The following is a 19846-nucleotide window of genomic DNA, read 5'->3' as shown; positions in this document are numbered from 1 at the left end:
CGCGGATCACGCAAAAGGAAATGCACATGAAGATCGGAATCATCGGCGCCGGCAATATCGGTGCGCGTCTCGCCCGCAAACTCGCGGCCAGCGGCCATGATGTCAAGCTTGCGAACTCGAAGGGGCCACAGTCCATACGGGATCTCGCCGAAGAAGTCGGTGCCACACCAGTGACCAAGGAAGAGGCGGTTGCCGACGCCGAGGTCATCATCCTTGCGATTCCTTTTGCGAGCCACCAAGGCCTCACGAACTTGTTCGGGCACGCAGCGCCCGAGGTCGTGGTCATCGATACGTCCAACTACTATCCATTTCGCGACGGCGCGATTGCCGAGGTGGACAGCGGAAAGCCCGAAAGCGTATGGGCCCAGGAACAGATCGGACGTCCCGTGGTGAAAGCATGGAACGCCGTTCTGGCTGAGACCTTGGAAGCGGGAGGCAAGCCTGCGGGTACGCCCGGTCGCCTCGCGATCCCCGTGGCTGGAGACGACGCGAAGGCAACGGCGACAGCCCGACAGCTGGTCGATCAAACGGGGTTTGATGCGCTGGACGCTGGAAGCCTCAAGGACTCCTGGCGCCAGCAGCCAGGGACGCCCGCGTACTGCACCGAGTTGGCGATCGGCGATTTGAAACTGGCGGTTGAAGCAGCGAAAAGGGACCGCGCGTCTCGCAACCGAGATGCCCTGATGAAGGAGTTTGCATCAGCAGGAGGCGCGCTGACGCACGCGCAAATCGTGGCGCGAAACCGCAGTGTCACGGCATAGGCAATCCAGGTTTGTGCCCGGTTGCGAACTTTCCAGAGGCGAGCGATTCCCCGCTTTCGTGCCCAGGGAAGGCCCGGTCACTTGCGCTGCGCAACTGCCGATGTGCGAGCCGCCTTGCGCGGCGTAAAACACGCTTATAAAGGGCTCGCCCCAATCAACGATTCTTGAGCGAGCGCGTATGAAGTCTGCAGGCTTGAAGGGAACCGTGTCCATCGAGCTGGTGCACGAGGCGATCCACGCCGCGGCGCTGAGGAACATGGACATTCGCAGCGTCCTCGAAAGTGCAAAGATCGATCGCGAGCTGTTGAACGCGCCGCGTGCGCGCATCTCTGCGGCTGCGTACTCGCACATGTGGGTGGCGCTGGCCGACTTGATGGACGACGAGTTCTTCGGACTGGACAGCCACGGGCTTCGCCGGGGCAGTTATGCGCTGATGACGCGCGCGGCGGTCAACGCCGACAACCTGGCGCATGCCCTGCGTCGGATTCTGAGATTCCTCCACGCGACCCTGGACGACTTCCGCGGCGAGCTGGTCTGCGACGGCGACGAGGCGCGCGTCGTCCTGCATGACGGCGGCGTGCTGCGCCGGCTGTTCGGCTACGGCACCTGGTTCATCCTCGTCCACGGTCTGGCGTGCTGGCTCGTTCACCGGCGCATTCCCCTGCGCGAGATGCAGTTCCGGTGCCCGCCTCCCGGTGACGACAGCCACTACCGCACGCGCTTCTGCGAGAACGTGAAGTTCAACGGCCAGACCACGCACATCAGTTTCGCAAGCGATCTGTTGGACCTGAAGATTGCGGAGTCACCCGCCACGGTCGACAACTTCCTGAGGGAAGCGCCGGCCAACCTGCTGGTCAAGTACCGCAACGATGCAAGCACCAGCGCCCAGGTGCGCAACAGGTTGCGAAGCCAGATGCCCGAGGCGTGGCCGGAACTCAGAAAGCTCGCACAGGAACTTTGTGTTTCCGGCACCACGCTTCAACGCCGCTTGCAACAGGAGGGCGGGAGCTACCAGCGCGTGAAGGACGATCTGCGGCGGGACATCGCCATCGACCTCTTGTCGAGCGCATCTCTGACGGTGGCCGAAGTCGCTGCCCGGACCGGCTTCCAGGAAACCAGCGCTTTCCACCGCGCCTTCAAGAAATGGACAGGCGTCAGCCCGGGCGCGTATCGCTCGTCCGCGCCCGCGTCGGAATAAGCCGAAACCCCGGCGCTCGCCGGGGATGCCGGCATGTCCGAACGCCCCATCCAGATCGAGACGCGCGGGCATGGAAGCGCGCCGTCCGCAGAACTAAGCTCCCGTCGACATCGCATCTCGCGACAGATCAAGCGATAGGAGACACAAAACATGCAGCAGGCCGGCAAGCAGGTCGATGCTCGCGCGTTGGCGGGGCACGCGCGATTCAACGGTTTTCACGGGCTCGTGCCCGAAATAGCAAGGAAACCTCGATGAACCGAATGATGGCGCCACCGTTGGATGCACACACGCTGCGCGCAGCGGTCGACTGGGCCATTGCCACCCGGCGCAGCATCCGGGCGTTCTTGCCCCGGCCGGTGCCCCGGGAAGAGGTCGAGGCGATTCTCTCGACGGCGCGCTACAGCGCCTCCGGCATGAACATGCAGCCCTGGCATGTGCATGTGCTGACAGGGCCTGCAAAGGCCAGTCTGTCGGCGGCGATTGCCGCACTCGACAACGATCCTGGCCGGTCGGGCGAGCTGCTCGAGCCCTACGACTACTACCCGCGCGAATGGTTTTCGCCGTACCTGGAGCGGCGCCGCAAGGTCGGCTGGGACCTGTACGGATTGCTCGGCATCGCCAGGGGCGACAAGCAACGCATGCATCTGCAGCACGGGCGCAACTACCGCTTCTTCGATGCGCCCGTGGGCCTGTTTTTCACGTTGGACCGCGAACTCCAGGAAGGCAGCCTGCTGGACTACGGCATGTTCCTGCAGAGCGTGATGGTGGCCGCGCGCGGGCGCAACCTCCACACCTGCCCGCAGGCCGCGTTCCTGAAATTCCATCGCCAGATCGCGGACCTGCTGGACATTCCTGCCGGCCAGATGCTGGTCTGTGGGATGAGCCTGGGCTACGCCGACACCTCGTCGGTCGAGAACTCGCTCGTCACCGAGCGCGAGCCCGTGTCCGCCTTCACGACATTCCACGACACCTCCAGGGAGACCACTGCATGAGCGCGCCATCCTATGCACAAGGCCTCGAACGCTGCGCGGCAAATCATGTGCCTCTCACGCCACTGGGCTTTCTCGACCGGGCCGCCTTGGCGCATCCGAACCGCGCGGCGGTGGTGCACGGCGAGCTGACGCAAACCTGGGCGCAGACGCGAGAGCGCTGCCATCGCCTGGCGTCGGCGCTGGCGATGCGCGGCATCGCGTCGGGCGACACCGTCTCGGTGCTCGCGCCCAACACGCCGGCCATGCTGGAGGCCCACTTCGGCATTCCGCTGGCCGGTGCGGTGCTCAATGCGATCAACCATCGCCTGGATGCCGAAGGCATCGCGTTCATCCTGCGTCACGGCGAGTGCAAGTTGCTGCTGGTCGATCGCGAGTTCGCCGCCACGGTGGCCGCTGCCTTGAAGCTGCTCGACCGTGCGCCCGCGGTCATCGACATCAACGATCACCTCGCACCACCCGGCGAACCCATCGGCGAGACCGACTACGAATCGCTGCTGGCGAGCGGAGACCCGGACTTCCGCGGCCGTTGGCCCAGTGACGAGTGGCAACCCATCGCCCTGAACTACACCTCCGGCACGACCGGAGACCCCAAGGGCGTGGTCGCCAGCCACCGCGGCACCTACCTCATGAGCCTGCTGCAGATCACGAACTGGGCGATGCCCCGGGCGCCGAAGTATCTATGGACCTTGCCCATGTTCCACGCGAACGGATGGTGCTTCACCTGGGCCGTGACGGCGGCGGCGGGCACCCATGTCTGCCTGCGCCGGGTGTCCGCCGAAGCAGTGCTGGAGGCCATCGAGCACCATCAGATCGATCATCTCTGTGCAGCGCCGGTCGTGATGGCGATGCTCGCGGACGCGGCGAAAGACACCCGTCTGCCGCGTCCCGTGCGAGTGCTGACCGCCGGCTCGCCGCCGCCGCTGGCCGTGCTGAACTCGGTGCTGGCGATGGGCTTCGATGTGGAGCACGTCTTCGGCATCACGGAGGTTTCGGGCACGCCGGTGAGTTGCGTGTGGCAGGACGGCTGGGACGATCTGGCGCCCGCCGAGCAAGGCGCGCTGCGGGTGCGTCAGGGCGTGCGCGCCGCCATGTTCGAGGGCCTCATGGTCGGCGATACCGACACCCTCGAACCCGTCGTGCCCGACGGCAAATCGGCAGGGGAACTCATGCTGCGCGGCAACACCGTGATGATGGGCTACTTCAAGAACGAGGCGGCCACGCGGAAGGCGCTCGCCGACGGTTGGTTCCGCACCGGAGACGTCGCGGTCCTGCATGCCAACGGGTATGCGCAGATTACCGATCGTTCGAAGGACGTGATCATCTCGGGCGGCGAGAACATCTCGTCGGTCGAAATCGAAGACGTGGTCCATGGACATCCGGCGGTGCTGCACGCCGCCGTGGTGGCGCAGCCCGACCCCAAGTGGGGCGAGGTGCCGTGCGTGTTCATCGAGCTCAGGACCGGTGTCGTCGCGCCGACTGAGCAAGAGATCATTTCGTTCTGCCGCGAGCGGCTGGCGCACTTCAAGTGTCCGCGACGGGCGATCTTCACCCCGCTACCGAAGACGGCCACGGGAAAGATCCAGAAGTTCCGCTTGCGCCAGCAGGCCGGAAGCCAGGACGCCATCACCCGGCTCGCGAGCCATGGCTGAGTGCGAAGCGGTCGCGGCCCTTGCGCCGGTCGGGCCCGGCTACCGCTTCTCGCGGCCCCACACCTTCGACGAAGCGCAGGTGCGTGCCTTCGCGCTGGCCGCGGGAGACGAGAACCCCCTGCACCACGATGCGGCGTTTGCACAGGGCTTCGGCGGGTTGATCGCCAGCGCGACCCACACCACCTCGTTGCTGATGGGGCTGACCGCCAGCCACTTCGCCACGAAAGGGAAGGTGCTGGGAATGAGCTTCTCGGTCGACCTGCTGCGTCCCGTGCGGGCGAGCGAGACGGTGCTCATCGAGTGGCGCGTGACGTCGATGGCCGCGCATTCGAAAGGCGGCTGCGTCCTCGAATTGCAAGGTGCGATCAAGAGCGCGGACGACCGGACCAGTGTGCTCGCGCAGGGCACGGTCCTTTTTCGGCCCCACTCGTAACACTCGACAGCCGCTGGGCGGCATCAACAAAATGGCGATCAGGTGGCGCAGGAAGGCGCTCGGTGGAGATCTTCACGCCCGCGAGATGCTTGCCGTTGGCGTGCAAATTATTTCGCCATATCGAAATTAATGCCTTTTGCAACGCAGACAGAGCATTGTTCCGTCATGTCGAAACTATTGGTGAATTATCGGCTTTTGGTCTATAGTTCCGGAAAACCGGAACAATATGGCCCGCACGCTTCCTGAATTCCAGCAGAACCTGAGTCCAGCCGCTACTTCGCTCGAGCAACTCGGCAAGCTCGTGCGAAATCGACGCGCCCAGTCGCGCATGCGCATCGACGACGCTGCTTCCCTCAGTGGAGTTTCCAGCGACTTGCTTTCGCGTTTGGAGAACGGCAAGCCGGTGACAGCGGACAAACTCATGCTGGTGCTGGAGAGTCTGGGCCTTCGCATGCTCGTCGTGCCCAAGACCGACATTCCTGCCCTCGAAGCAGCGCTTGACCGGTCTGAGAGCGAGGGTCGGTGATGGACGGGTACATCCTGGACGTCTACGCGGGAGCCGTGCGCGTCGGCACGCTGGGCTATGACCAGGCTCAGGATGTCTTCCACTTCGACTATGACCCTGCCTGGCGGGCGTTGCCAGGCCGGTATCCGCTCTCGCCATACCTGCCCTTGGAAGGTGGCGCTGCGCCGCAGGCCATTCGCCGGTTCCTGGAGAACCTGCTCCCTGAAGGCGAGGCACTGGTTGTGGCGGCCAACGACGCTCGTGTGGCGCGCAACAACGTCTTCGGGCTTCTTCGCCACCTCGGACATGAGACTGCTGGCGCGCTGAGCTTCGTCGCTGCCGGCCAGGTGCCGGCCGAGCAGGAGTCATTGCGCCGGCACCTGCCGTTCGAAGAGCTGCAGGCACGGATCGACAACCGCGCGAACGAACCCTTCAACCGGTGGGACGGCAAAGTGCGCATGTCCATCGCGGGGCACCAGGACAAGCTTCTGGTGGCCATCGAAGAAGACCAACTGTTCCTGGTCGACGGGGTGCTGTCGTCCACGCACATCCTCAAGCCCGAGCCTGTGCGCGAGGAAGCAAGGTGCATGGTGGCCAACGAGCATTTCTGCATGCAGTTGACCCACCGCATCAGCATGCGGCGCTGGAAGGCGCCTGGTGCCGCGCAAGTGAGCATCCTGCGGGTGCCGTCGCCGGTCCTGAGCATCGAGCGATTCGACCGCCGCAGGACGCCAGACGGTGTCGAGCGGTTGCACATGATTGACGGGTGCCAGGCGCTGGATCTGTCGGTGAGTGCAAAGTACGAGCGCAACGTGGGGGATCAACCGGAAGTGCGGCACATTCGCGATGGCGCCAGTTTCGAAAAGCTCGGCACTCTCAGGTCGGGGTTCGTCGAACCGGCGCTGGGGATGCAGCGCCTGGTCCTTTGGGCGGTCACGACGCTGCTCTTCGGCAACAGCGATTCGCACGGCAAGAACATCTCGTTCTTCGTCGACCGCACAGGGCTCACGCCGACGCCGCTGTATGACCTGGTGAGCGTCGTGCAGTACGCGGCGTTCCATCACGGCCTGGCGATGGCATTCGGGGATGAGTTCGAGCTGGAAGCGGTGCGCTCGTTCGCGCTTGCGGACTTCTGCATGCGCATGGGCATTGAGCGCAGGTACTTCGCACGTGAGCTGACGCGTCTCTGTGAGTTCGCACTTCAAGAGGCGCCGGCGCAGGCGGCGGACTCGGCGTACATGGGAGAGGAAGTCGCTTTCGTGCGAGGCCTTGCTGAGTTCGTGACCAGCCGAGCGCAGGCTCTGTTGGCCATGGCGCGCGATATCCCGAAATTCACTGCCGACAACTTCTAGTTGTCGACGTCGCAAGACCAGAGCAGCCGCTCTTTCCGGCAACCCCATCTTGAGATAGACCCAGCGCCGAGGCATCGTGTGCACGATAAAGATCATGCACACCATGGCGAACGACACAATTGCCCAACGCCCAAGCGGCGCTACTACTCCCGGAACTCAAAGGCCAGATCGTGGCCGAATGCCACTCCACGTCGGGCTCGAATGACGCGCGCTTCTTGACGGGGGGCTAGCTAGGTAGCACTGCGCGAGCTCTCGAAGGCCTCGCGTGTTTGAACCATGTAAACAGCCGGACCGTCAGGCGTGGTGATTACCTTTTGCTGAACAAACCCCGCCCTCTCGTAGCAACGGATGGCCCTGTGGTTGTGAGGCGCGGGGTCGGTTTGAATCTTTGTCACTGTGGGGTCCGAGAAGAGCATGCCTACAAGGGCACGGACAAGCTTTGTTCCCAGCCCCTTGTTCAATTGCGCCGGGTCAGCCAGAGACTGATCGATCCCGCGAACTCCGGGATCAGTTTCGTCGTCCCACCATCCATCACCACTTCCGAGGGCCACGTACGACTGGGCGTAGCCAATGGGTTCGTCTCCCAGCATCGCTATGTAGGCTGTGACGGACGCTTCAGATAGGACTCTTGGCAGGTAGTGCTGAAGCACCTCGCCGAGCGTCGGGCGTTCTTCCTCACCACCCCACCACTCGACAATATGAGGCCGGTTCAGCCATTCGTGCAGCATCGGCAGGTCGCGCTCGGTCATCAAGCGCAGAGTGACTTCGGTGTCGCTGGCGTGCATGGAAATCCTGGTTCGTGGGGTTGAAGGTTCAGTCAGGGAGGTAAGGCCGCATCCGAAGCCTGAGTCGGACTGCGCCAGGGCGCGAAGAATGCTGCGCGGTCCCGGCGCGACCGTGCAGCGCAACCCCACTGCTCGCGCAGCGCGCATCAGGCTCTCGGGCGCCAAACGCAGCTTCAAGTCCGCCGACCGCGAATGACCGCAGTCGGCCGATTTTTGAAGTTTATCCGTGGAGCTGGTGAGCAGCTACCCATCAAGAGGGGATCGCCAGCCGCTTACCGCTTTGCGGCGCTGGGCCCACGCCTTCGGCAAGCAGTTCGCGCGCCTTGTCGCACCGCTGCCGGGCCTTGGCGAGCGACACGGCGGGGTAGACGCCGAGCGCCAGGGTCTTGGCCCGAAGCTACATGCCGCCGCCATCGGCGTAGCGCTCGCCGATCGCAGTGCCCTTGTGCTTTACTTCTTGCCCACGCTGAAAACTTGAGGTTCAGATTTCGTTTGTTCCCCGATCTGGTCCCCCTAATTGATTTGCTGTTGTGAGTCTCTGGCACAGCGCCCCGCTCGCAACGGCTGTCTTGGAACGGATCGAACCGTTTGTGGCGACGATGATGCGTCTGATCAGGTAGGGTTTCTTGGAGGTCTGCCGCGAGCCAAGGCAGACCTTGGCATCGAGTTGATGCAGATCAAATGGAGAGATGACGGCCGCCCTTAGCCTCGCTGCGATGCAAGCTGTGCTCGCCTCGCTTTCCTCGATCTCGCTACAACCGCCGTTCGTGTGGGGCGTCAACGAGCGCTGCCAGATGCTCGACGTCCGGGTGAGCGGGCGGAGCTTGGTCAGCCGGCCAAAGGCAGCCAACCGCTCTTCACTCTGGTTCGAGCCTTCAGCCACCGCCGGATGCCCGCTGCACCCCGCCTGCACCGTGCTGCTTGCCGTACCGCGCGACGCCGAACAACTCGAAGCCTCTTGGTGAGCACCCCGGCCATGTCCCTTTCCGCTCCAGTGCCCGTCTGTTCGAAGGCGCCGCTGCCCGTCGAGTTGCTGTGTCAGTTCGATGTGCCCGGGCCGCGCTACACCTCCTATCCCACCGCCGACCGCTTCGTCGAGGCTTTCGACGCAGAGGCTTACGCGCAGGCGCTGTGCAAGCGGCGCGAGGCGGGCGCCGAGGCGCCGCCCCTGTCGCTCTACGTTCACATTCCGTTTTGCGAATCGCTCTGCTATTACTGCGCGTGCAACAAGATCGTCACGCGCCACCGCGAACGCGGCCGGCAATACCTGGCCTACCTTGCGCGGGAGGTGCAGTTGCAGGTCGCACAGCTGGGGCGCAGCATCACTGTCTCCCAGTTGCACCTGGGCGGCGGGTCGCCCACGTTCCTGGACGACGCGGAACTGGGCGAGCTCATGGCGTTGCTGCACCGCTCGTTCGTGTTCGCTCCGGGCGGCGAACGCTCCATCGAGATCGATCCGCGCACGGTCGATGCGCAACGCCTGGCCAGCCTGGCCGCGCTGGGCTTCAACCGGCTGAGCTTCGGCGTGCAGGACTTCGACCCCGGGGTGCAGAAGGCAGTGCACCGCATCCAGCCTGCGTCGCAGGTCTTCGCGCTGATGGACAAGGCCCGCACGCTGGGTTTCGAGTCGATCAACGTGGACCTCATCTATGGATTGCCGCGCCAGAACGATGCGTCCTTCGGGCGCACGCTCTCGCAGATCCGCGATCTGCGGCCCGATCGCATCGCGCTCTATGGCTATGCGCACCTGCCCGAGCGCTTCAAGCCGCAGCGGCGCATCGCAGCCGACGAGCTGCCCGATGCAACCGCGCGGGTGCGCATGCTCGGCGCCGCGATCGAACAACTCACCGAGTCGGGCTACGTGTATATCGGCATGGACCATTTCGCACTGCCCGACGACCCGCTTGCAATGGCGAAAAGAGAAGGGCGCCTGCACCGCGACTTCCAGGGCTACGGCGTGCGGCCCGAGGGCGATCTGGTTGCGCTGGGCGTGTCGGGCATCGGCCGCGTGGGCGCCACCTACAGCCAGAACGCCAAGACGCTCGACGACTACTACGACCTGCTCGACCAAGGGCGCCTGCCCGTGGTGCGCGGCCTTGCACTCTCGCGCGACGACCTGCTGCGGCGCGCGGTGATCATGGCGCTGATGTGCCGCGGCCGCGTCGATTTCAACGCGATGGGCGAGGCCTACGCGGTCGATTTCCGCCGCTACTTCGCGACCGAGTTTGCAGCGCTCGGTCCGCTGGTGGCCCAGGGCCTGGTGCGGCTGAGCGACCACGACCTCGTGGTCACCGAGCAAGGGTGGTTTCTGGTGCGAGCTGTCGCGATGGTGTTCGACCGCTATTGCTGTGAGAACCGCGCGCGCTTCTCACGGGTGGTCTGAGCATGCAGCTCGTGCGTGTTTCGGCACCATGCCCGCAGCTTTCGGGCGCGAAGCCTGCGCGGCAGGATGCAGGGGCACTTCATCCTGCGGTGCGCTTGCGCTCAGGGCTTTCCATCCCCGGGGTGTCACCTCGAACACGGTGGCCGCATCCTGGCGCAGGCAGTCGTCGCAGTCCATATGGGTCGGCGGAATCAACACCTTGATGTGGCCAGCGGCCTCGAGCACGCGCAGCTCGTCGATCACTGCGGAAGCGGCCTCGGTGCAGGGAAGCTTCGACGCGGCGAGTTTTCTGAGCAGATTCATGCACATCGGGCGCCCCTCGCAAGACCTCAGTCGAAGGTGATCCACATGATGAAGAGCTGGAACAAGACCCACAGGACCGTGGTGCCCAGTGCCGCGCACAGTGCAACAAAAAACAGCAGGTAGTTCGACATCGGGTACCTCGCGTTGTTGCGATGCAGGTGCATCCGGGCCTCAGTGGCCGCGGCGCGAACAGGTGCTCAGGCCGAAGACGGAGTAGGCCGGGCAGTTGCCGACCACGCCCGTCAGCAGCGGTACGACGCCGATATAGCCCCAGTAACCGATGGTTCCCCCGGCTGCCAGCGCAATCAGCAACAAACCTCCACCGATGCGCAGCGCCCGGTCGAGGATTCCGACATTGTTCGAGAGGAAGGGCATGTGACTTTCTCCTGGGGATGGGTAGAGAAGAATCTTGCGCGTGCCACCGACGCCGGATGTTGAGATGGATCAAACCTCGGGCGATGCCGTGGTCCGGGCTCGTCGGTGAACAGGGCGACGGCCTCCCGGCTTCTTCGGCCCGTTGTGACGCCCGGTGTCCGTCAGGCGGGCATAGAAGAACCGCTTGGTCACCTCCGCGAGCGTCAGGTAGCCGGCCAGCAACCCGGCCAGCCACACGAAGAAGATCGCGGGTGGCGGCTCGAAGCGAAAGTAGCCTCCCAGCGGCGTGAACGGCAACAGCATCGCCGCAGCCACCACCATCAGAGACACCCCGGTGAGTGCCGCGCCGGGCCGACTGGCCCAGGGCTTTCCGCGCGTGCGGATCACGAAGATCACCAGCACCTGCGTGGCCAGCGACTCGACGAACCAGGCCGTTCGAAACAGTGTTGCGTCCGCATGCAATACATGGATCAGCAGCCAGAAAGTCAGCACGTCGAAGGCTGAGCTGAGAGCGCCGAACAGCCACATGTAGCGGCGGATGAATTTCATGTCGAGCGCGCGCGGCCGGCGCAGGTCGCTGTCGTCGACCCGGTCCAGCGGAATCGCCGCTTGCGACAGGTCGTAGAGCACGTTGTTCAGCAGGATCTGCACCGGCAGCATCGGCAAAAAGGGCAGGAACAGAGAAGCACCCGCCATGCTCAGCATGTTCCCGAAGTTCGAGCTCGTGCCCATCATGATGTACTTCACGACGTTGCCGAAAGTGCGTCGTCCTTCCAGCACGCCTTCGTGAAGAACCCCGAGGTCGTGGTCGAGCATGACGATGTCGGCCACCTCGCGCGCCACGTCGACCGCGCTGTCCACCGTCAGCCCGACGTCGGCCGAGCGCAACGCCGGCGCGTCGTTGATGCCGTCGCCCAGGTAGCCCACCACGTGGCCGCGCGCCCGCAGCGCAAGGATGATGCGGTTCTTCTGTGCCGGATTGACGCGGCAGAAAAGGGTGGTTCGGCCCACGCGGGCGCGCAGCGCGGTCTCGTCCATGGCCGCGATCTCCTGGCCGGTCAGCACGCCGGTCACGGGAATGTGCAGCAGCGCGCACAGGTGCTGGGTCACGAGCTCGCTGTCGCCGCTCACGATCTTTACGCTCACGCCGCTCTTTGCCAGCATGGCCATTGCCTCGCCCGCACCGGCCTTCGGTGGATCGATGAAGGCGGCGAAGCCGGCGAAGACCAGCGCGCTCTCGTCGCGCACATCGGCATGCGGATGGTCCGCAGGCACGTGACGCCAGGCAACGCCCAGCACGCGCAGGCCCTGGCGCTCCAGCGCGTGGCAACGATCGCGCAACCGGACCAGGGCGGCGGCGTCGAGCGGCGCGACCGTGTGGCCTTCGTCGCGCTCGAAACGGCTGCACAGCGCGAGCACATCGTCCGGCGCACCCTTGACCACCAACCAGCGCGCATCGCCCCGGTCGAGCAGCACCGAGACACGCCGGCGCTCGAAGTCGAATGGCACTTCGTCGATCTTCGTCCAGGCGGAGGTGTCCATGGGGTGCGCCAGCACCGCTTCGTCCAACGGGCTCTTCAGGCCGCTTTCGAAACTGCTGTTGAGATGGGCCAGCATCAGCACCCGGGGGCTGTCGCGGCCGTCGGCATCGGCGCATTGCGCGAGGCTGATGCGGGCCTCGGTCAGGGTGCCGGTCTTGTCGGTGCACAGCACATCCATCGCGCCGAGGTTCTGGATCGAAGCCAGGTGCTTGACGATCACGCGGTGCGCGGCGAGCCGTAGCGCGCCGCGCGAGAGCGTCACCGACACCACCATCGGCAGCAGCTCGGGCGTGAGCCCCACGGCCAGCGCCACCGCGAACAGAAAGGATTCGAGCAGCGGGCGCTGCAGCAACATGTTGACCAGCAGCACGAACAGCACCAGCAGCAACGTGACCCGCACGATCATCATGCCGAAACGATGCATGCCCAGCTCGAAGGCGGTGGGCGGCGGCTCGACCTGCAGGCTATGCGCCACTTCGCCAAGGGCGGTGTGCACACCGATGGCCATGACACGGATGCGGGCGCTGCCGCTGACCACCGTGCTGCCCATGAACACTGCATTGATGGCGTCCTGCAGTTCAGTGGCGGTGCCGGCCATCGCCCGGGGGTGTTTCTCGACAGGGTAGGACTCGCCGGTCAACAGGCTCTGGTTGACGAAGAAGTCGCGCGCCTGCAGCACCAGTCCGTCGGCCGGCACCCGGTCGCCGGCGGACAGCAGCACCAGGTCGCCCGGCATGACCTCGGTCACCGGAATCTCCAGCGTCGCTTCGTCGCGCAGCACGCGGGCACGCAGCGCGACCGACGCGCGCAGCTTTTCGGCGGCGTTGCCGGCGCGGTGCTCCTGCACGAAATCGAGCGTCACGCTCAGCAGCACCATCAGCACGATGATCACGGCGTTGGTGACGTCGCCGGTCGCCGCCGAGATCGCGCTGGCCGCGATCAGTACCAGGATCAACGGGTTGCGCAGGCGCGCGAGGAACTGCAGTGCCAGCGAGCGTCGTGCCGGCGGCTGCAGGCTGTTGCGGCCCCAGCGCACGAGTGCTTCATCGGCCTGCAACTGCGACAGGCCAACACCTTCGGCGGTGTCCGCACCGAGCCACCAGGCCTCCGGGTTCGGCGTGTCGGCGCACGAAGGAAGGGTCATCGAAGCTGTATGTCGTTGATGACTTCGTTCACGCCCGGAACCGAGCGAGCCAGAGCCTCGGCTTCGAAGCGCTGCAGCTTCGATTTCACGAAACCGCTGAGCTGCACCCGGCCCTTGAAAGTCTCGACGTTGATCTGCGCGGCACTCACCTCGCGGTACACCAGCAGGCTGGCCTTCACGCGCGCGGTGATGACGGTGTCGTCGAGGTACTCGCCCGAGCTTTCGTGCAGGGTGGTCGCGGCGCAGCCCGCCAGGGCGAGCGTGAGCAGGACGGCGGCGATTCTCGGCATCGGAAGTGTGTGGCGGAGCATGAGCCTGGCGCGTTGTACGAAGCCCAAGGCTATGCATGCACAAGCGGCCGTGCCTTGCGCCCGATCAAGCTTTGATGCGTCGGGTTCGAGCGCGAAAGCGGTTGATCCAGCGCAAGGCCCCGCGAGAAGCGCAGGCCTAAGGTCGGCGCATCACATGCCGCCAGTCCAAGGAGCCCTCATGCAGAGCCCGAAATCCATCCTGCTTCACCTCGACGGTTCGGCCCGTACCGCGGAGCGCATTCAGCTGGCTCGCCAACTCGCCGAGACCTTCGATGCCGAGGTGACCGGCCTGCCGTGCACCCTGTCCGCGCTCATGCGTTATCCGTTTTCCATCGAGGCTGCGGCGGAGGTCGTGGCGATCATGCAGGAGATCGACAAGGCCGCGCACGAGAAGATGCAAACCACCTTCACGGCGCACAGTGCGGGCTCGCAGCGCATGCACTGGGCCGAACCCGAGAGCGACGGCCCGTGGGGATTCGCGCGGCGCGCGCTCTATGCGGACCTGATGGTCCTCGGCCAACGCGACCGGAACGACCCGATGGACGGCGAACTCCCCGGCGATTTCCTGCCCAGCACGCTGGTGCAAAGCGGCCGTCCGGCGCTGGTGCTGCCTTACGCAGGACCCGTCGGTCCGATCGGTCGGAATGTGCTGGTGGCGTGGAAGGAAACGCGCGAATCCGCCCGCGCCGTGACCGCCGCGCTGCCGTGGCTGCGCAAGGCGGCACGGGTGCATGCCGTCGCCTATGGCGAAAGCGCGGAGGCTTCGCTCGAGCGCCTGCAAGGCTACCTGCGGTTGCAAGGCATCCAGGACACCACGCTGCACCCCGGTGGCAGCAAGGACGAGGATGTCGGCAACAAGCTGCTGTCTCTCGCCGCCGATTTGGGCTCCGATCTGCTGGTCATGGGCTGCTACGGCCACAGCCGGGCGCGCGAATGGGTGCTGGGCGGGGCCACGCTGTCGATCCTGCAGTGGATGACGCTGCCGGTGCTCATGTCGCATTGAGTCGTCCATGCGCATCGACTTCCTGGGCGGCACTGGCACCGTCACCGGCTCGAAATACCTGCTGACGCACGAGGGCCGGCGGCTGCTGGTCGATTGCGGGCTCTTTCAGGGACTCAAGCAATTGCGCCTTCGCAACTGGGATGCGCTGCCGGTCGACCCCGCCAGCATCAATGCCGTGCTCCTGACGCACGCGCACATGGACCACAGCGGCTTCGTGCCCCGGCTGGTGAAGCTGGGCTTCAAGGGCAGGGTGTATTGCTCTGCAGCCACCCAGGAACTCTGCGAACTGCTGCTGCCCGACTCGGGCCGCCTGCAGGAAGAGGACGCCGACTTCGCCAATCGCCACGGCCACTCGAAGCACAAGCCCGCGTTGCCGCTGTACACCGAACAGGACGCGCGTGCGGCGCTCAAGCGCTTCGAGGTCATTCCGTTCGGCCAGGAGTGCGCCCCGTGGACCGGCTGGTCCTGGCGGCTGCAGAGGGCGGGGCACATCCTGGGCGCCGGCAGCCTGCGCGTCGGCTGGGGAAGCTCGAGCATCCTTTTCTCTGGCGACCTGGGGCGCAGCGACGACCTCTTGATGCGCCCGCCGGAAGTCGCCGAGCCGGCGGACTACGTGGTGGTGGAATCGACCTACGGCGATCGCAAGCATCCAGCGTCGGCCATATTGTCCGAACTGGCGGGTGTGATCAATCGCACGGCCGCGCGCGGTGGCATCGTGGTGATCCCGGCCTTCGCCGTCGGACGCGCGCAGACGCTGCTGCACTGCATCCAGCTGCTCAAGCAGGCGCGGCGCATTCCCGACATGCCGGTGTACCTCAACAGCCCGATGGCGGCCGACGCCACGCGCATCTACCACAAGCATCTGGACGAACACCGGTTGAGCGCCGAGCAATGCGCAGCGATGCAGGGGCAGACCATCATCGTGAACACGATCGAAGAATCGCAGAAGCTGAACACGCTGGGCTTTCCATCGATCATTGTTTCGGCCAGCGGCATGGCCACTGGTGGGCGGGTGCTGCACCACCTGAAGGCCTATGCGCCCAATGCCAGGAACACGATCCTGTTTGCTGGCTTCCAGGCCGCGGGGACGCGCGGGGCCGCCATGGTGGCTGGCGCCGACGCCATCAAGATTCACGGAGCGTATGTGCCGGTGCGCGCGGAGGTCGCAAACCTCCAGGCGCTGTCGGCTCACGCGGACCGCGACCAGTTGCTCGCCTGGCTCGACGCGCAGCGCGCGCCGCGCCAGGTGTTCGTGACGCACGGGGAGCCCGTGGCGGCCGATTCGTTGCGGCTGGCCATCCAGGAGCGCCACGGCTGGCCGTGTGCGGTCCCCGAGTACCGCGAGTCGCGCGAACTCTGAACTCGTGCGCCTATGTGGCGCTCAGGGCACCAGCACCGCGGCGCCTTCGATGCGGCCCGCGCGCAGGTCGGCCAACGCTTCGTTGGCCTGGATGAGCGGGTAGGTCCTGACATGGACCCGCAGCGGATGTGCACGCGCGAAGGCCAGGAACTCCTTCGCATCGGCACGTGTCAGGTTTGCCACCGAGACCAGGCTGCGCTCCTCCCACAGCAGCCGGTAGGGAAAAGCCGGGATGTCGCTCATGTGGATGCCGCCACACACCACGCGACCACCCTTGCGCACGGCGCGCAGCGCGGCCGGCACCAGCTTGCCGACGGGCGCGAAGAGGATGGCCGCGTCGAGCAGGATGGGCGGGCGTTCGTCGGAGCCGCCTGCCCAGGTGACGCCCAGGTTGCGTGCGAAGGCCTGCGCCGCAAGGTCGCCCGTGCGGGTGAACGCGAAGACCTCACGTCCTTGCGCGATCGCGACTTGCGCCACCAGGTGCGCCGCCGCGCCAAAGCCGTACAGGCCGAGCCGTTGCGCGCCGTCCCCCGTCGCTTTCAGGCTGCGCCAGCCGATCAGCCCTGCACAGAGCAGCGGCGCGATGTGGACGGCGTCGGCTTCGGGCATGTCGTCCATCGGCAGGCAGAACGCGGCTTCGGCAATCACGTGGCTCGCGAAGCCACCGTCGCGGTGGTAGCCGGTGAAGCGCGGCGCATCACACAGGTTCTCGCGGCCGTCCGCGCAGAAGTCGCAGCAGCCGCAGCTGTGGCCCAGCCAGGGCACCCCCACACGGTCGTCGATGTGATGGCCCGTCACCCCCGCGCCGATCGCCTCCACCACGCCCACGATCTCGTGCCCAGGGATGATCGGCAGCAAGGGCAGTGGCAGATCGCCATCGACGATGTGCAGGTCGGTGCGGCAGACCGCGCAGGCCAGCACGCGCAGGCGCAGTTCGCCGGGGCCGGGCTCGGGGATGTTGCGCCGTTCCATTTCGAGCGGCAGCAGTGCAGCGCTCAGCACCATGGCGCGCATGGTGGGCGCGCTCGAGATGCGGGAGTCGGGGGCGGGTCGGGTCGCGGGGATGGCGTGCATGGCAGGGCTTGCGGGAGAGGAGGACCCGGGCGTCGCCGCCTCAGGCCATGTACTTTCCGCCGTTGATCGACAGCGTGATGCCGTTGATGAACGCGGATTCGTCGGCCACGAGGAAGACCACCCCGCGCGCGATCTCGGTCGGCGTGGCCAGGCGCCCGCCCGGAATGGCCGCCAGGATGCGCGCCATCACCTCGGGTGCGACCGCTTCCACCATGGCGGTGTCGGTGTAGCCAGGCGCCACCACGTTGGCCGTGATGTTGCGCGAGGCGCCTTCGAGCGCCAGCGACTTGGTGAAGCCGACGAGGCCCGCCTTCGTCGCCGCGTAGTTCGTCTGCCCGGCCTGCCCCGAGAGGCCGTTGACCGAGCCCATGTTCACGATGCGGCCGAAGCGGCGCTCGCGCATGCCGCCGATGGTGGCGCGGCACATGTTGAAGCAGCCGCCCAGGTTCACTTCGATCACCTCGCGCCATTGCTCGGCGCTCATCTTGTGGAGCATTGCGTCCCGCGTGATTCCGGCGTTGTTGACCAGCACCTCGACGGGGCCGAGCTCGGCCTCGACGCGCGCGACACCGGCTTGGCACGCGTCGAAGTCCGCCACGTTCCAGCGGAAGGTCGGGATGCCGGTGCGAGCGGTGAAAACCTGCGCGGCCTCTGTGCGGCTCGCGAAGTTCACCGCCACGCGGTAGCCTGCTGCGAGCAGGGCCTCGGCCGTGGCGGCCCCGATGCCGGTGCTGCCGCCGGTGACGAGCGCGACACGCATGCTCAGGCGTTGACGAGCAGGTCGTTCACCACCACCGAGACGCCCGGCGTGGACCACGCGGCGCCTTGCACCGCATCGCGTTCGGTCCAGGAGTGGACGGTGCCTCGCAACGTGACCTGCGAGCCGTTGACCGTGATGGACAGCCGGCTGGCTTCACGCTCGACCTGGCGTGTCAGCGCCTCGTGGATTTTTTTCTCGACATCGGCGGCGCTCACCTTCGGCTTGACCTTCACCAGGTTCGACACACCGGTCACGCCCATCAGGTTGCGCACGGCATTTTCGGCGGCGCTGCGCTGGTACTCCCACTCGACTTCGCCGGTCAGCGTGAGCCATCCCTTTTCCACCATGGGGTGGATCTTGTCCTCGGGAACGAGGACGTTCCATTCGAGGGCGCGATCGGCCGCCAGGCCGATATCGGCGTCGGTGCGCTGGTTGTCGAAGGGCAGCTTCACCGTGAGCTCGACGGCCAGCGCCTTGACGCCATGCACGCGTTGGGCGGCGCGCTCGACCGCGTACTTCTCGGCGTGACTGGCGAGATGGCCGGTCAGCGTCACCACGCCGTCCTTGGCGATCACGCCCACGTTCGAGGCCTTGACTTCGGGCGCCCAGTTCAGCTCGGCCTGGACATCGTTGCGCAATTGGGTATCGGTCTTCATGACAGCTCCTTGCAGTGAGTGGAGGAAGGGGAGAAGGCGACCGCCGCTTGAATCCCGGCGTCGACCGCGTCATTCACTGTAGGAAGTGCAGCGCCCGGATGTCTTGCGCTGTATCAAGGGCACGTCGAAGTGTTTTCGAACGGGGGCCTCTATCGGCACGAGCGCGTGCGCAGGGTTGATGTTGCGCAAGCCCCCGGACGCGGTGTGCAGGCAGCATCGGCGTGGACGCCCCCCGAGCCCGAGGAACACACCATGAACACCGACTTCACTTTTCCGCTGGCCCCGTGCAAGCCGCAGTACGGCGAACGGCTGTTACGACGCGCCCACGCATGCATCTCGGCAGATGGTTCCCACGCGGTGCCGTCCGCCCGCCGCTTGCATGCCGGTCGCAGGATCAATGCGACGAGAGGAGAAGCGTGATGCTCCCGACGATCGCCGTTCACCTGGACCACACCGAACGGTGTGAGATCCGCACCCTGCTGGCGGCCAGACTCGCCAGGCGGCATCACAGTCACCTCATGGGCATCGTGCCGACCGGCTGCGATACGGCCCGGCCGCCTCCCGGTGCGCAAGAAGCGGCGGATGCTCTCGTCGAAGCGTCACTGTATCTGCGCAGACGGGCCGAAACGGTCGCGCACGTGTTTCGCAGCCGGCTCATGGGCCCGGTCCCGCTGTCCTGCGGCGCGCGGCTTGTCGATGGGGAGCCCGTGCAGGCGGTCGTGCGTCTCGGCCGTGCCAGCGACTTGGTCGTCGTCGGGCAGGCGGATGAGGCCGCGACTGTGAGTGACGTGGTGCGCCGACTGCCCGAGGACGTCATGCTCGACGTCGGTCGGCCAGTGCTCATCGTCCCGCGCGAGGGGCGCATTGCGCCTGCCTTCGACAGGGTCGTTGTCGCGTGGGATTCGAGCCGGGAGGCGTCGATCTCGCTGCGCGGAGCGATGCCGCTGCTGCGCAAGGCGGCGCATGTCACGTTGCTCACCCTTGTGCGGCCAGAGGACGCGAATGCGGCGCACGCGCCGGATCCTTCGGAGATGAGCGGTTGGTTGCTGCGGCATGGTGTCCAGGCCGATGTCGAGCGCCTGGCGACATCTTTGCGATGGGCCGATGCCTTGCTGCACCGCGTCGAGGTGTCCGAGGCCGATCTGCTGGTGATGGGAGGCTACGGGCACCCCCGTCTGCGCGAGCGCATGCTGGGCGGTGTTACACGCGATGTACTTGCGCGCGCAACACTTCCGGTCCTGATGGCGCATTGAACGGGCTG

General features: G+C 65.8%; 23 protein-coding genes. 14 read left to right on the top strand and 9 right to left on the bottom strand.

The features are described from left to right. Positions 1-26 precede the first annotated feature (26 nt). The 7 genes from ABIC90_RS07525 to ABIC90_RS07495 all read left to right on the top strand — a co-directional run bounded on the left by ABIC90_RS07525 (position 27) and on the right by ABIC90_RS07495 (position 6890). On the top strand, positions 27-761 hold the full coding sequence (locus ABIC90_RS07525) for an NADPH-dependent F420 reductase (protein ID WP_436318175.1): 735 nt from the start codon (positions 27-29) through the stop codon (positions 759-761). 178 nt (positions 762-939) lie between these two features. Continuing rightward, a complete protein-coding gene (locus tag ABIC90_RS07520) occupies positions 940-1959 on the top strand; it encodes an AraC family transcriptional regulator (RefSeq protein ID WP_354353459.1) in 1020 nt (339 codons plus the stop codon). A 251-nt stretch (positions 1960-2210) separates the two neighbouring features. Beyond that, the gene (locus ABIC90_RS07515; RefSeq protein ID WP_354353458.1) at positions 2211-2951 is read left to right on the top strand and encodes a nitroreductase; all 741 of its coding nucleotides are present in this window, start codon (positions 2211-2213) and stop codon (positions 2949-2951) included. After that, entirely contained in the window at positions 2948-4600 is a 1653-nt protein-coding gene (locus ABIC90_RS07510) for an AMP-binding protein (RefSeq protein WP_354353457.1), read from the top strand. Before ABIC90_RS07515 ends, ABIC90_RS07510 begins: the two co-directional genes overlap by 4 nt. Further along, positions 4593-5033 carry a MaoC family dehydratase gene (locus tag ABIC90_RS07505; protein ID WP_354353456.1) on the top strand — a complete coding sequence of 147 codons (441 nt, stop codon included), beginning with the start codon at positions 4593-4595 and terminating at the stop codon, positions 5031-5033. Before ABIC90_RS07510 ends, ABIC90_RS07505 begins: the two co-directional genes overlap by 8 nt. Before the next feature lie 226 nt (positions 5034-5259). After that, positions 5260-5559, top strand: a complete 300-nt coding sequence (locus ABIC90_RS07500) for a helix-turn-helix domain-containing protein (RefSeq protein WP_354353455.1) — start codon at positions 5260-5262, stop codon at positions 5557-5559. Further along, a complete protein-coding gene (locus ABIC90_RS07495) occupies positions 5559-6890 on the top strand; it encodes a HipA domain-containing protein (RefSeq protein WP_354353454.1) in 1332 nt (443 codons plus the stop codon). The genes ABIC90_RS07500 and ABIC90_RS07495 overlap by 1 nt, the downstream gene beginning before the upstream one ends. A 230-nt stretch (positions 6891-7120) precedes the next feature. On the opposite strand, the gene ABIC90_RS07490 is transcribed toward ABIC90_RS07495, so the two are convergent. Further along, positions 7121-7675 carry an AacA4 family aminoglycoside N(6')-acetyltransferase gene (locus ABIC90_RS07490; protein ID WP_354353453.1) on the bottom strand — a complete coding sequence of 185 codons (555 nt, stop codon included), beginning with the start codon at positions 7673-7675 and terminating at the stop codon, positions 7121-7123. A gap of 226 nt (positions 7676-7901) precedes the next feature. Here ABIC90_RS07490 and ABIC90_RS27380 point away from each other — a divergent pair, with 226 nt between their 5' ends. From ABIC90_RS27380 to hemN, 3 genes are all read left to right on the top strand, one after another. Continuing rightward, the gene (locus ABIC90_RS27380; protein WP_436318174.1) at positions 7902-8153 is read left to right on the top strand and encodes a hypothetical protein; all 252 of its coding nucleotides are present in this window, start codon (positions 7902-7904) and stop codon (positions 8151-8153) included. Positions 8154-8364: 211 nt separating this feature from the next. Then, a complete protein-coding gene (locus ABIC90_RS07480) occupies positions 8365-8640 on the top strand; it encodes a hypothetical protein (RefSeq protein ID WP_354353452.1) in 276 nt (91 codons plus the stop codon). 11 nt (positions 8641-8651) lie between these two features. Next, on the top strand, positions 8652-10058 hold the full coding sequence (hemN, locus tag ABIC90_RS07475; RefSeq protein ID WP_354353451.1) for an oxygen-independent coproporphyrinogen III oxidase: 1407 nt from the start codon (positions 8652-8654) through the stop codon (positions 10056-10058). Here hemN and ABIC90_RS07470 read toward each other — a convergent pair. The 5 genes from ABIC90_RS07470 to ABIC90_RS07450 form a co-directional block, all read right to left on the bottom strand. Then, complete coding sequence (locus ABIC90_RS07470; protein ID WP_354353450.1) at positions 10044-10361, bottom strand: hypothetical protein; 318 nt, start codon at positions 10359-10361, stop codon at positions 10044-10046. The two genes, hemN and ABIC90_RS07470, sit on opposite strands and share 15 nt — an antisense overlap. 26 nt (positions 10362-10387) lie before the next feature. After that, positions 10388-10525, bottom strand: coding sequence for a hypothetical protein (locus tag ABIC90_RS07465; RefSeq protein ID WP_354353449.1), 138 nt, complete (start codon positions 10523-10525; stop codon positions 10388-10390). A gap of 7 nt (positions 10526-10532) precedes the next feature. Beyond that, positions 10533-10736 (bottom strand): YgaP family membrane protein, encoded by a 204-nt coding sequence (locus ABIC90_RS07460; RefSeq protein ID WP_354353448.1) that lies wholly within the window; start codon positions 10734-10736, stop codon positions 10533-10535. 69 nt (positions 10737-10805) lie between these two features. Then, a complete protein-coding gene (gene mgtA, locus ABIC90_RS07455) occupies positions 10806-13421 on the bottom strand; it encodes a magnesium-translocating P-type ATPase (protein WP_354353447.1) in 2616 nt (871 codons plus the stop codon). Further along, positions 13418-13711: a BON domain-containing protein gene (locus ABIC90_RS07450; RefSeq protein ID WP_354353446.1), complete on the bottom strand. Its 294-nt coding sequence runs from the start codon at positions 13709-13711 to the stop codon at positions 13418-13420. Before ABIC90_RS07450 ends, mgtA begins: the two co-directional genes overlap by 4 nt. 199 nt (positions 13712-13910) lie before the next feature. Between ABIC90_RS07450 and ABIC90_RS07445 the strand changes: the two genes are divergently transcribed. After that, positions 13911-14735: a universal stress protein gene (locus ABIC90_RS07445; RefSeq protein WP_354353445.1), complete on the top strand. Its 825-nt coding sequence runs from the start codon at positions 13911-13913 to the stop codon at positions 14733-14735. A 7-nt stretch (positions 14736-14742) separates the two neighbouring features. Continuing rightward, positions 14743-16095 (top strand): MBL fold metallo-hydrolase, encoded by a 1353-nt coding sequence (locus tag ABIC90_RS07440; protein WP_354353444.1) that lies wholly within the window; start codon positions 14743-14745, stop codon positions 16093-16095. A gap of 21 nt (positions 16096-16116) precedes the next feature. Here ABIC90_RS07440 and ABIC90_RS07435 read toward each other — a convergent pair whose 3' ends face one another. The 3 genes from ABIC90_RS07435 to ABIC90_RS07425 all read right to left on the bottom strand — a co-directional run bounded on the left by ABIC90_RS07435 (position 16117) and on the right by ABIC90_RS07425 (position 18585). After that, on the bottom strand, positions 16117-17109 hold the full coding sequence (locus ABIC90_RS07435) for a zinc-dependent alcohol dehydrogenase family protein (protein ID WP_354353666.1): 993 nt from the start codon (positions 17107-17109) through the stop codon (positions 16117-16119). 100 nt (positions 17110-17209) lie between these two features. Beyond that, on the bottom strand, positions 17210-17929 hold the full coding sequence (gene phbB, locus ABIC90_RS07430; RefSeq protein ID WP_354353443.1) for an acetoacetyl-CoA reductase: 720 nt from the start codon (positions 17927-17929) through the stop codon (positions 17210-17212). Positions 17930-17931: 2 nt separating this feature from the next. Next, positions 17932-18585 carry a BON domain-containing protein gene (locus ABIC90_RS07425; protein WP_354353442.1) on the bottom strand — a complete coding sequence of 218 codons (654 nt, stop codon included), beginning with the start codon at positions 18583-18585 and terminating at the stop codon, positions 17932-17934. 252 nt (positions 18586-18837) lie between these two features. On the opposite strand from ABIC90_RS07425, the gene ABIC90_RS07420 reads away from it, so the two are divergent. Beyond that, positions 18838-19005 (top strand): hypothetical protein, encoded by a 168-nt coding sequence (locus ABIC90_RS07420; RefSeq protein ID WP_354353441.1) that lies wholly within the window; start codon positions 18838-18840, stop codon positions 19003-19005. Beyond that, a complete protein-coding gene (locus ABIC90_RS07415; protein WP_354353440.1) occupies positions 19005-19838 on the top strand; it encodes a universal stress protein in 834 nt (277 codons plus the stop codon). The genes ABIC90_RS07420 and ABIC90_RS07415 overlap by 1 nt, the downstream gene beginning before the upstream one ends. Positions 19839-19846 lie beyond the last annotated feature (8 nt).

This window comes from Variovorax boronicumulans, from assembly GCF_040544675.1.
GTDB lineage: Bacteria > Pseudomonadota > Gammaproteobacteria > Burkholderiales > Burkholderiaceae_C > Variovorax > Variovorax boronicumulans_D.
The sequence above is the reverse complement of the archived record's forward strand: the minus strand, read 5'-3'. Positions and strand labels throughout refer to the sequence as shown.

What these genes read in the sequence shown, in the direction of transcription:
- ABIC90_RS07415 (WP_354353440.1), top strand. Translation starts at nt 19,005, where the DNA reads ATGCTCCCGACGATCGCCGTTCACCTGGACCACACCGAACGGTGTGAG.
- ABIC90_RS07505 (WP_354353456.1), top strand. Translation starts at nt 4,593, where the DNA reads ATGGCTGAGTGCGAAGCGGTCGCGGCCCTTGCGCCGGTCGGGCCCGGC.
- ABIC90_RS07510 (WP_354353457.1), top strand. Translation starts at nt 2,948, where the DNA reads ATGAGCGCGCCATCCTATGCACAAGGCCTCGAACGCTGCGCGGCAAAT.
- ABIC90_RS07435 (WP_354353666.1), bottom strand. Translation starts at nt 17,109, where the DNA reads ATGCGCGCCATGGTGCTGAGCGCTGCACTGCTGCCGCTCGAAATGGAA.
- ABIC90_RS07520 (WP_354353459.1), top strand. Translation starts at nt 940, where the DNA reads ATGAAGTCTGCAGGCTTGAAGGGAACCGTGTCCATCGAGCTGGTGCAC.
- ABIC90_RS07445 (WP_354353445.1), top strand. Translation starts at nt 13,911, where the DNA reads ATGCAGAGCCCGAAATCCATCCTGCTTCACCTCGACGGTTCGGCCCGT.
- ABIC90_RS07440 (WP_354353444.1), top strand. Translation starts at nt 14,743, where the DNA reads ATGCGCATCGACTTCCTGGGCGGCACTGGCACCGTCACCGGCTCGAAA.
- ABIC90_RS07490 (WP_354353453.1), bottom strand. Translation starts at nt 7,675, where the DNA reads ATGCACGCCAGCGACACCGAAGTCACTCTGCGCTTGATGACCGAGCGC.
- ABIC90_RS07495 (WP_354353454.1), top strand. Translation starts at nt 5,559, where the DNA reads ATGGACGGGTACATCCTGGACGTCTACGCGGGAGCCGTGCGCGTCGGC.
- hemN (WP_354353451.1), top strand. Translation starts at nt 8,652, where the DNA reads ATGTCCCTTTCCGCTCCAGTGCCCGTCTGTTCGAAGGCGCCGCTGCCC.
- ABIC90_RS07525 (WP_436318175.1), top strand. Translation starts at nt 27, where the DNA reads ATGAAGATCGGAATCATCGGCGCCGGCAATATCGGTGCGCGTCTCGCC.
- phbB (WP_354353443.1), bottom strand. Translation starts at nt 17,929, where the DNA reads ATGCGTGTCGCGCTCGTCACCGGCGGCAGCACCGGCATCGGGGCCGCC.
- ABIC90_RS07470 (WP_354353450.1), bottom strand. Translation starts at nt 10,361, where the DNA reads ATGAATCTGCTCAGAAAACTCGCCGCGTCGAAGCTTCCCTGCACCGAG.
- ABIC90_RS07480 (WP_354353452.1), top strand. Translation starts at nt 8,365, where the DNA reads ATGACGGCCGCCCTTAGCCTCGCTGCGATGCAAGCTGTGCTCGCCTCG.
- ABIC90_RS07460 (WP_354353448.1), bottom strand. Translation starts at nt 10,736, where the DNA reads ATGCCCTTCCTCTCGAACAATGTCGGAATCCTCGACCGGGCGCTGCGC.
- ABIC90_RS07450 (WP_354353446.1), bottom strand. Translation starts at nt 13,711, where the DNA reads ATGCCGAGAATCGCCGCCGTCCTGCTCACGCTCGCCCTGGCGGGCTGC.
- mgtA (WP_354353447.1), bottom strand. Translation starts at nt 13,421, where the DNA reads ATGACCCTTCCTTCGTGCGCCGACACGCCGAACCCGGAGGCCTGGTGG.
- ABIC90_RS07425 (WP_354353442.1), bottom strand. Translation starts at nt 18,585, where the DNA reads ATGAAGACCGATACCCAATTGCGCAACGATGTCCAGGCCGAGCTGAAC.
- ABIC90_RS07420 (WP_354353441.1), top strand. Translation starts at nt 18,838, where the DNA reads ATGAACACCGACTTCACTTTTCCGCTGGCCCCGTGCAAGCCGCAGTAC.
- ABIC90_RS07500 (WP_354353455.1), top strand. Translation starts at nt 5,260, where the DNA reads ATGGCCCGCACGCTTCCTGAATTCCAGCAGAACCTGAGTCCAGCCGCT.
- ABIC90_RS07515 (WP_354353458.1), top strand. Translation starts at nt 2,211, where the DNA reads ATGAACCGAATGATGGCGCCACCGTTGGATGCACACACGCTGCGCGCA.
- ABIC90_RS07465 (WP_354353449.1), bottom strand. Translation starts at nt 10,525, where the DNA reads ATGCACCTGCATCGCAACAACGCGAGGTACCCGATGTCGAACTACCTG.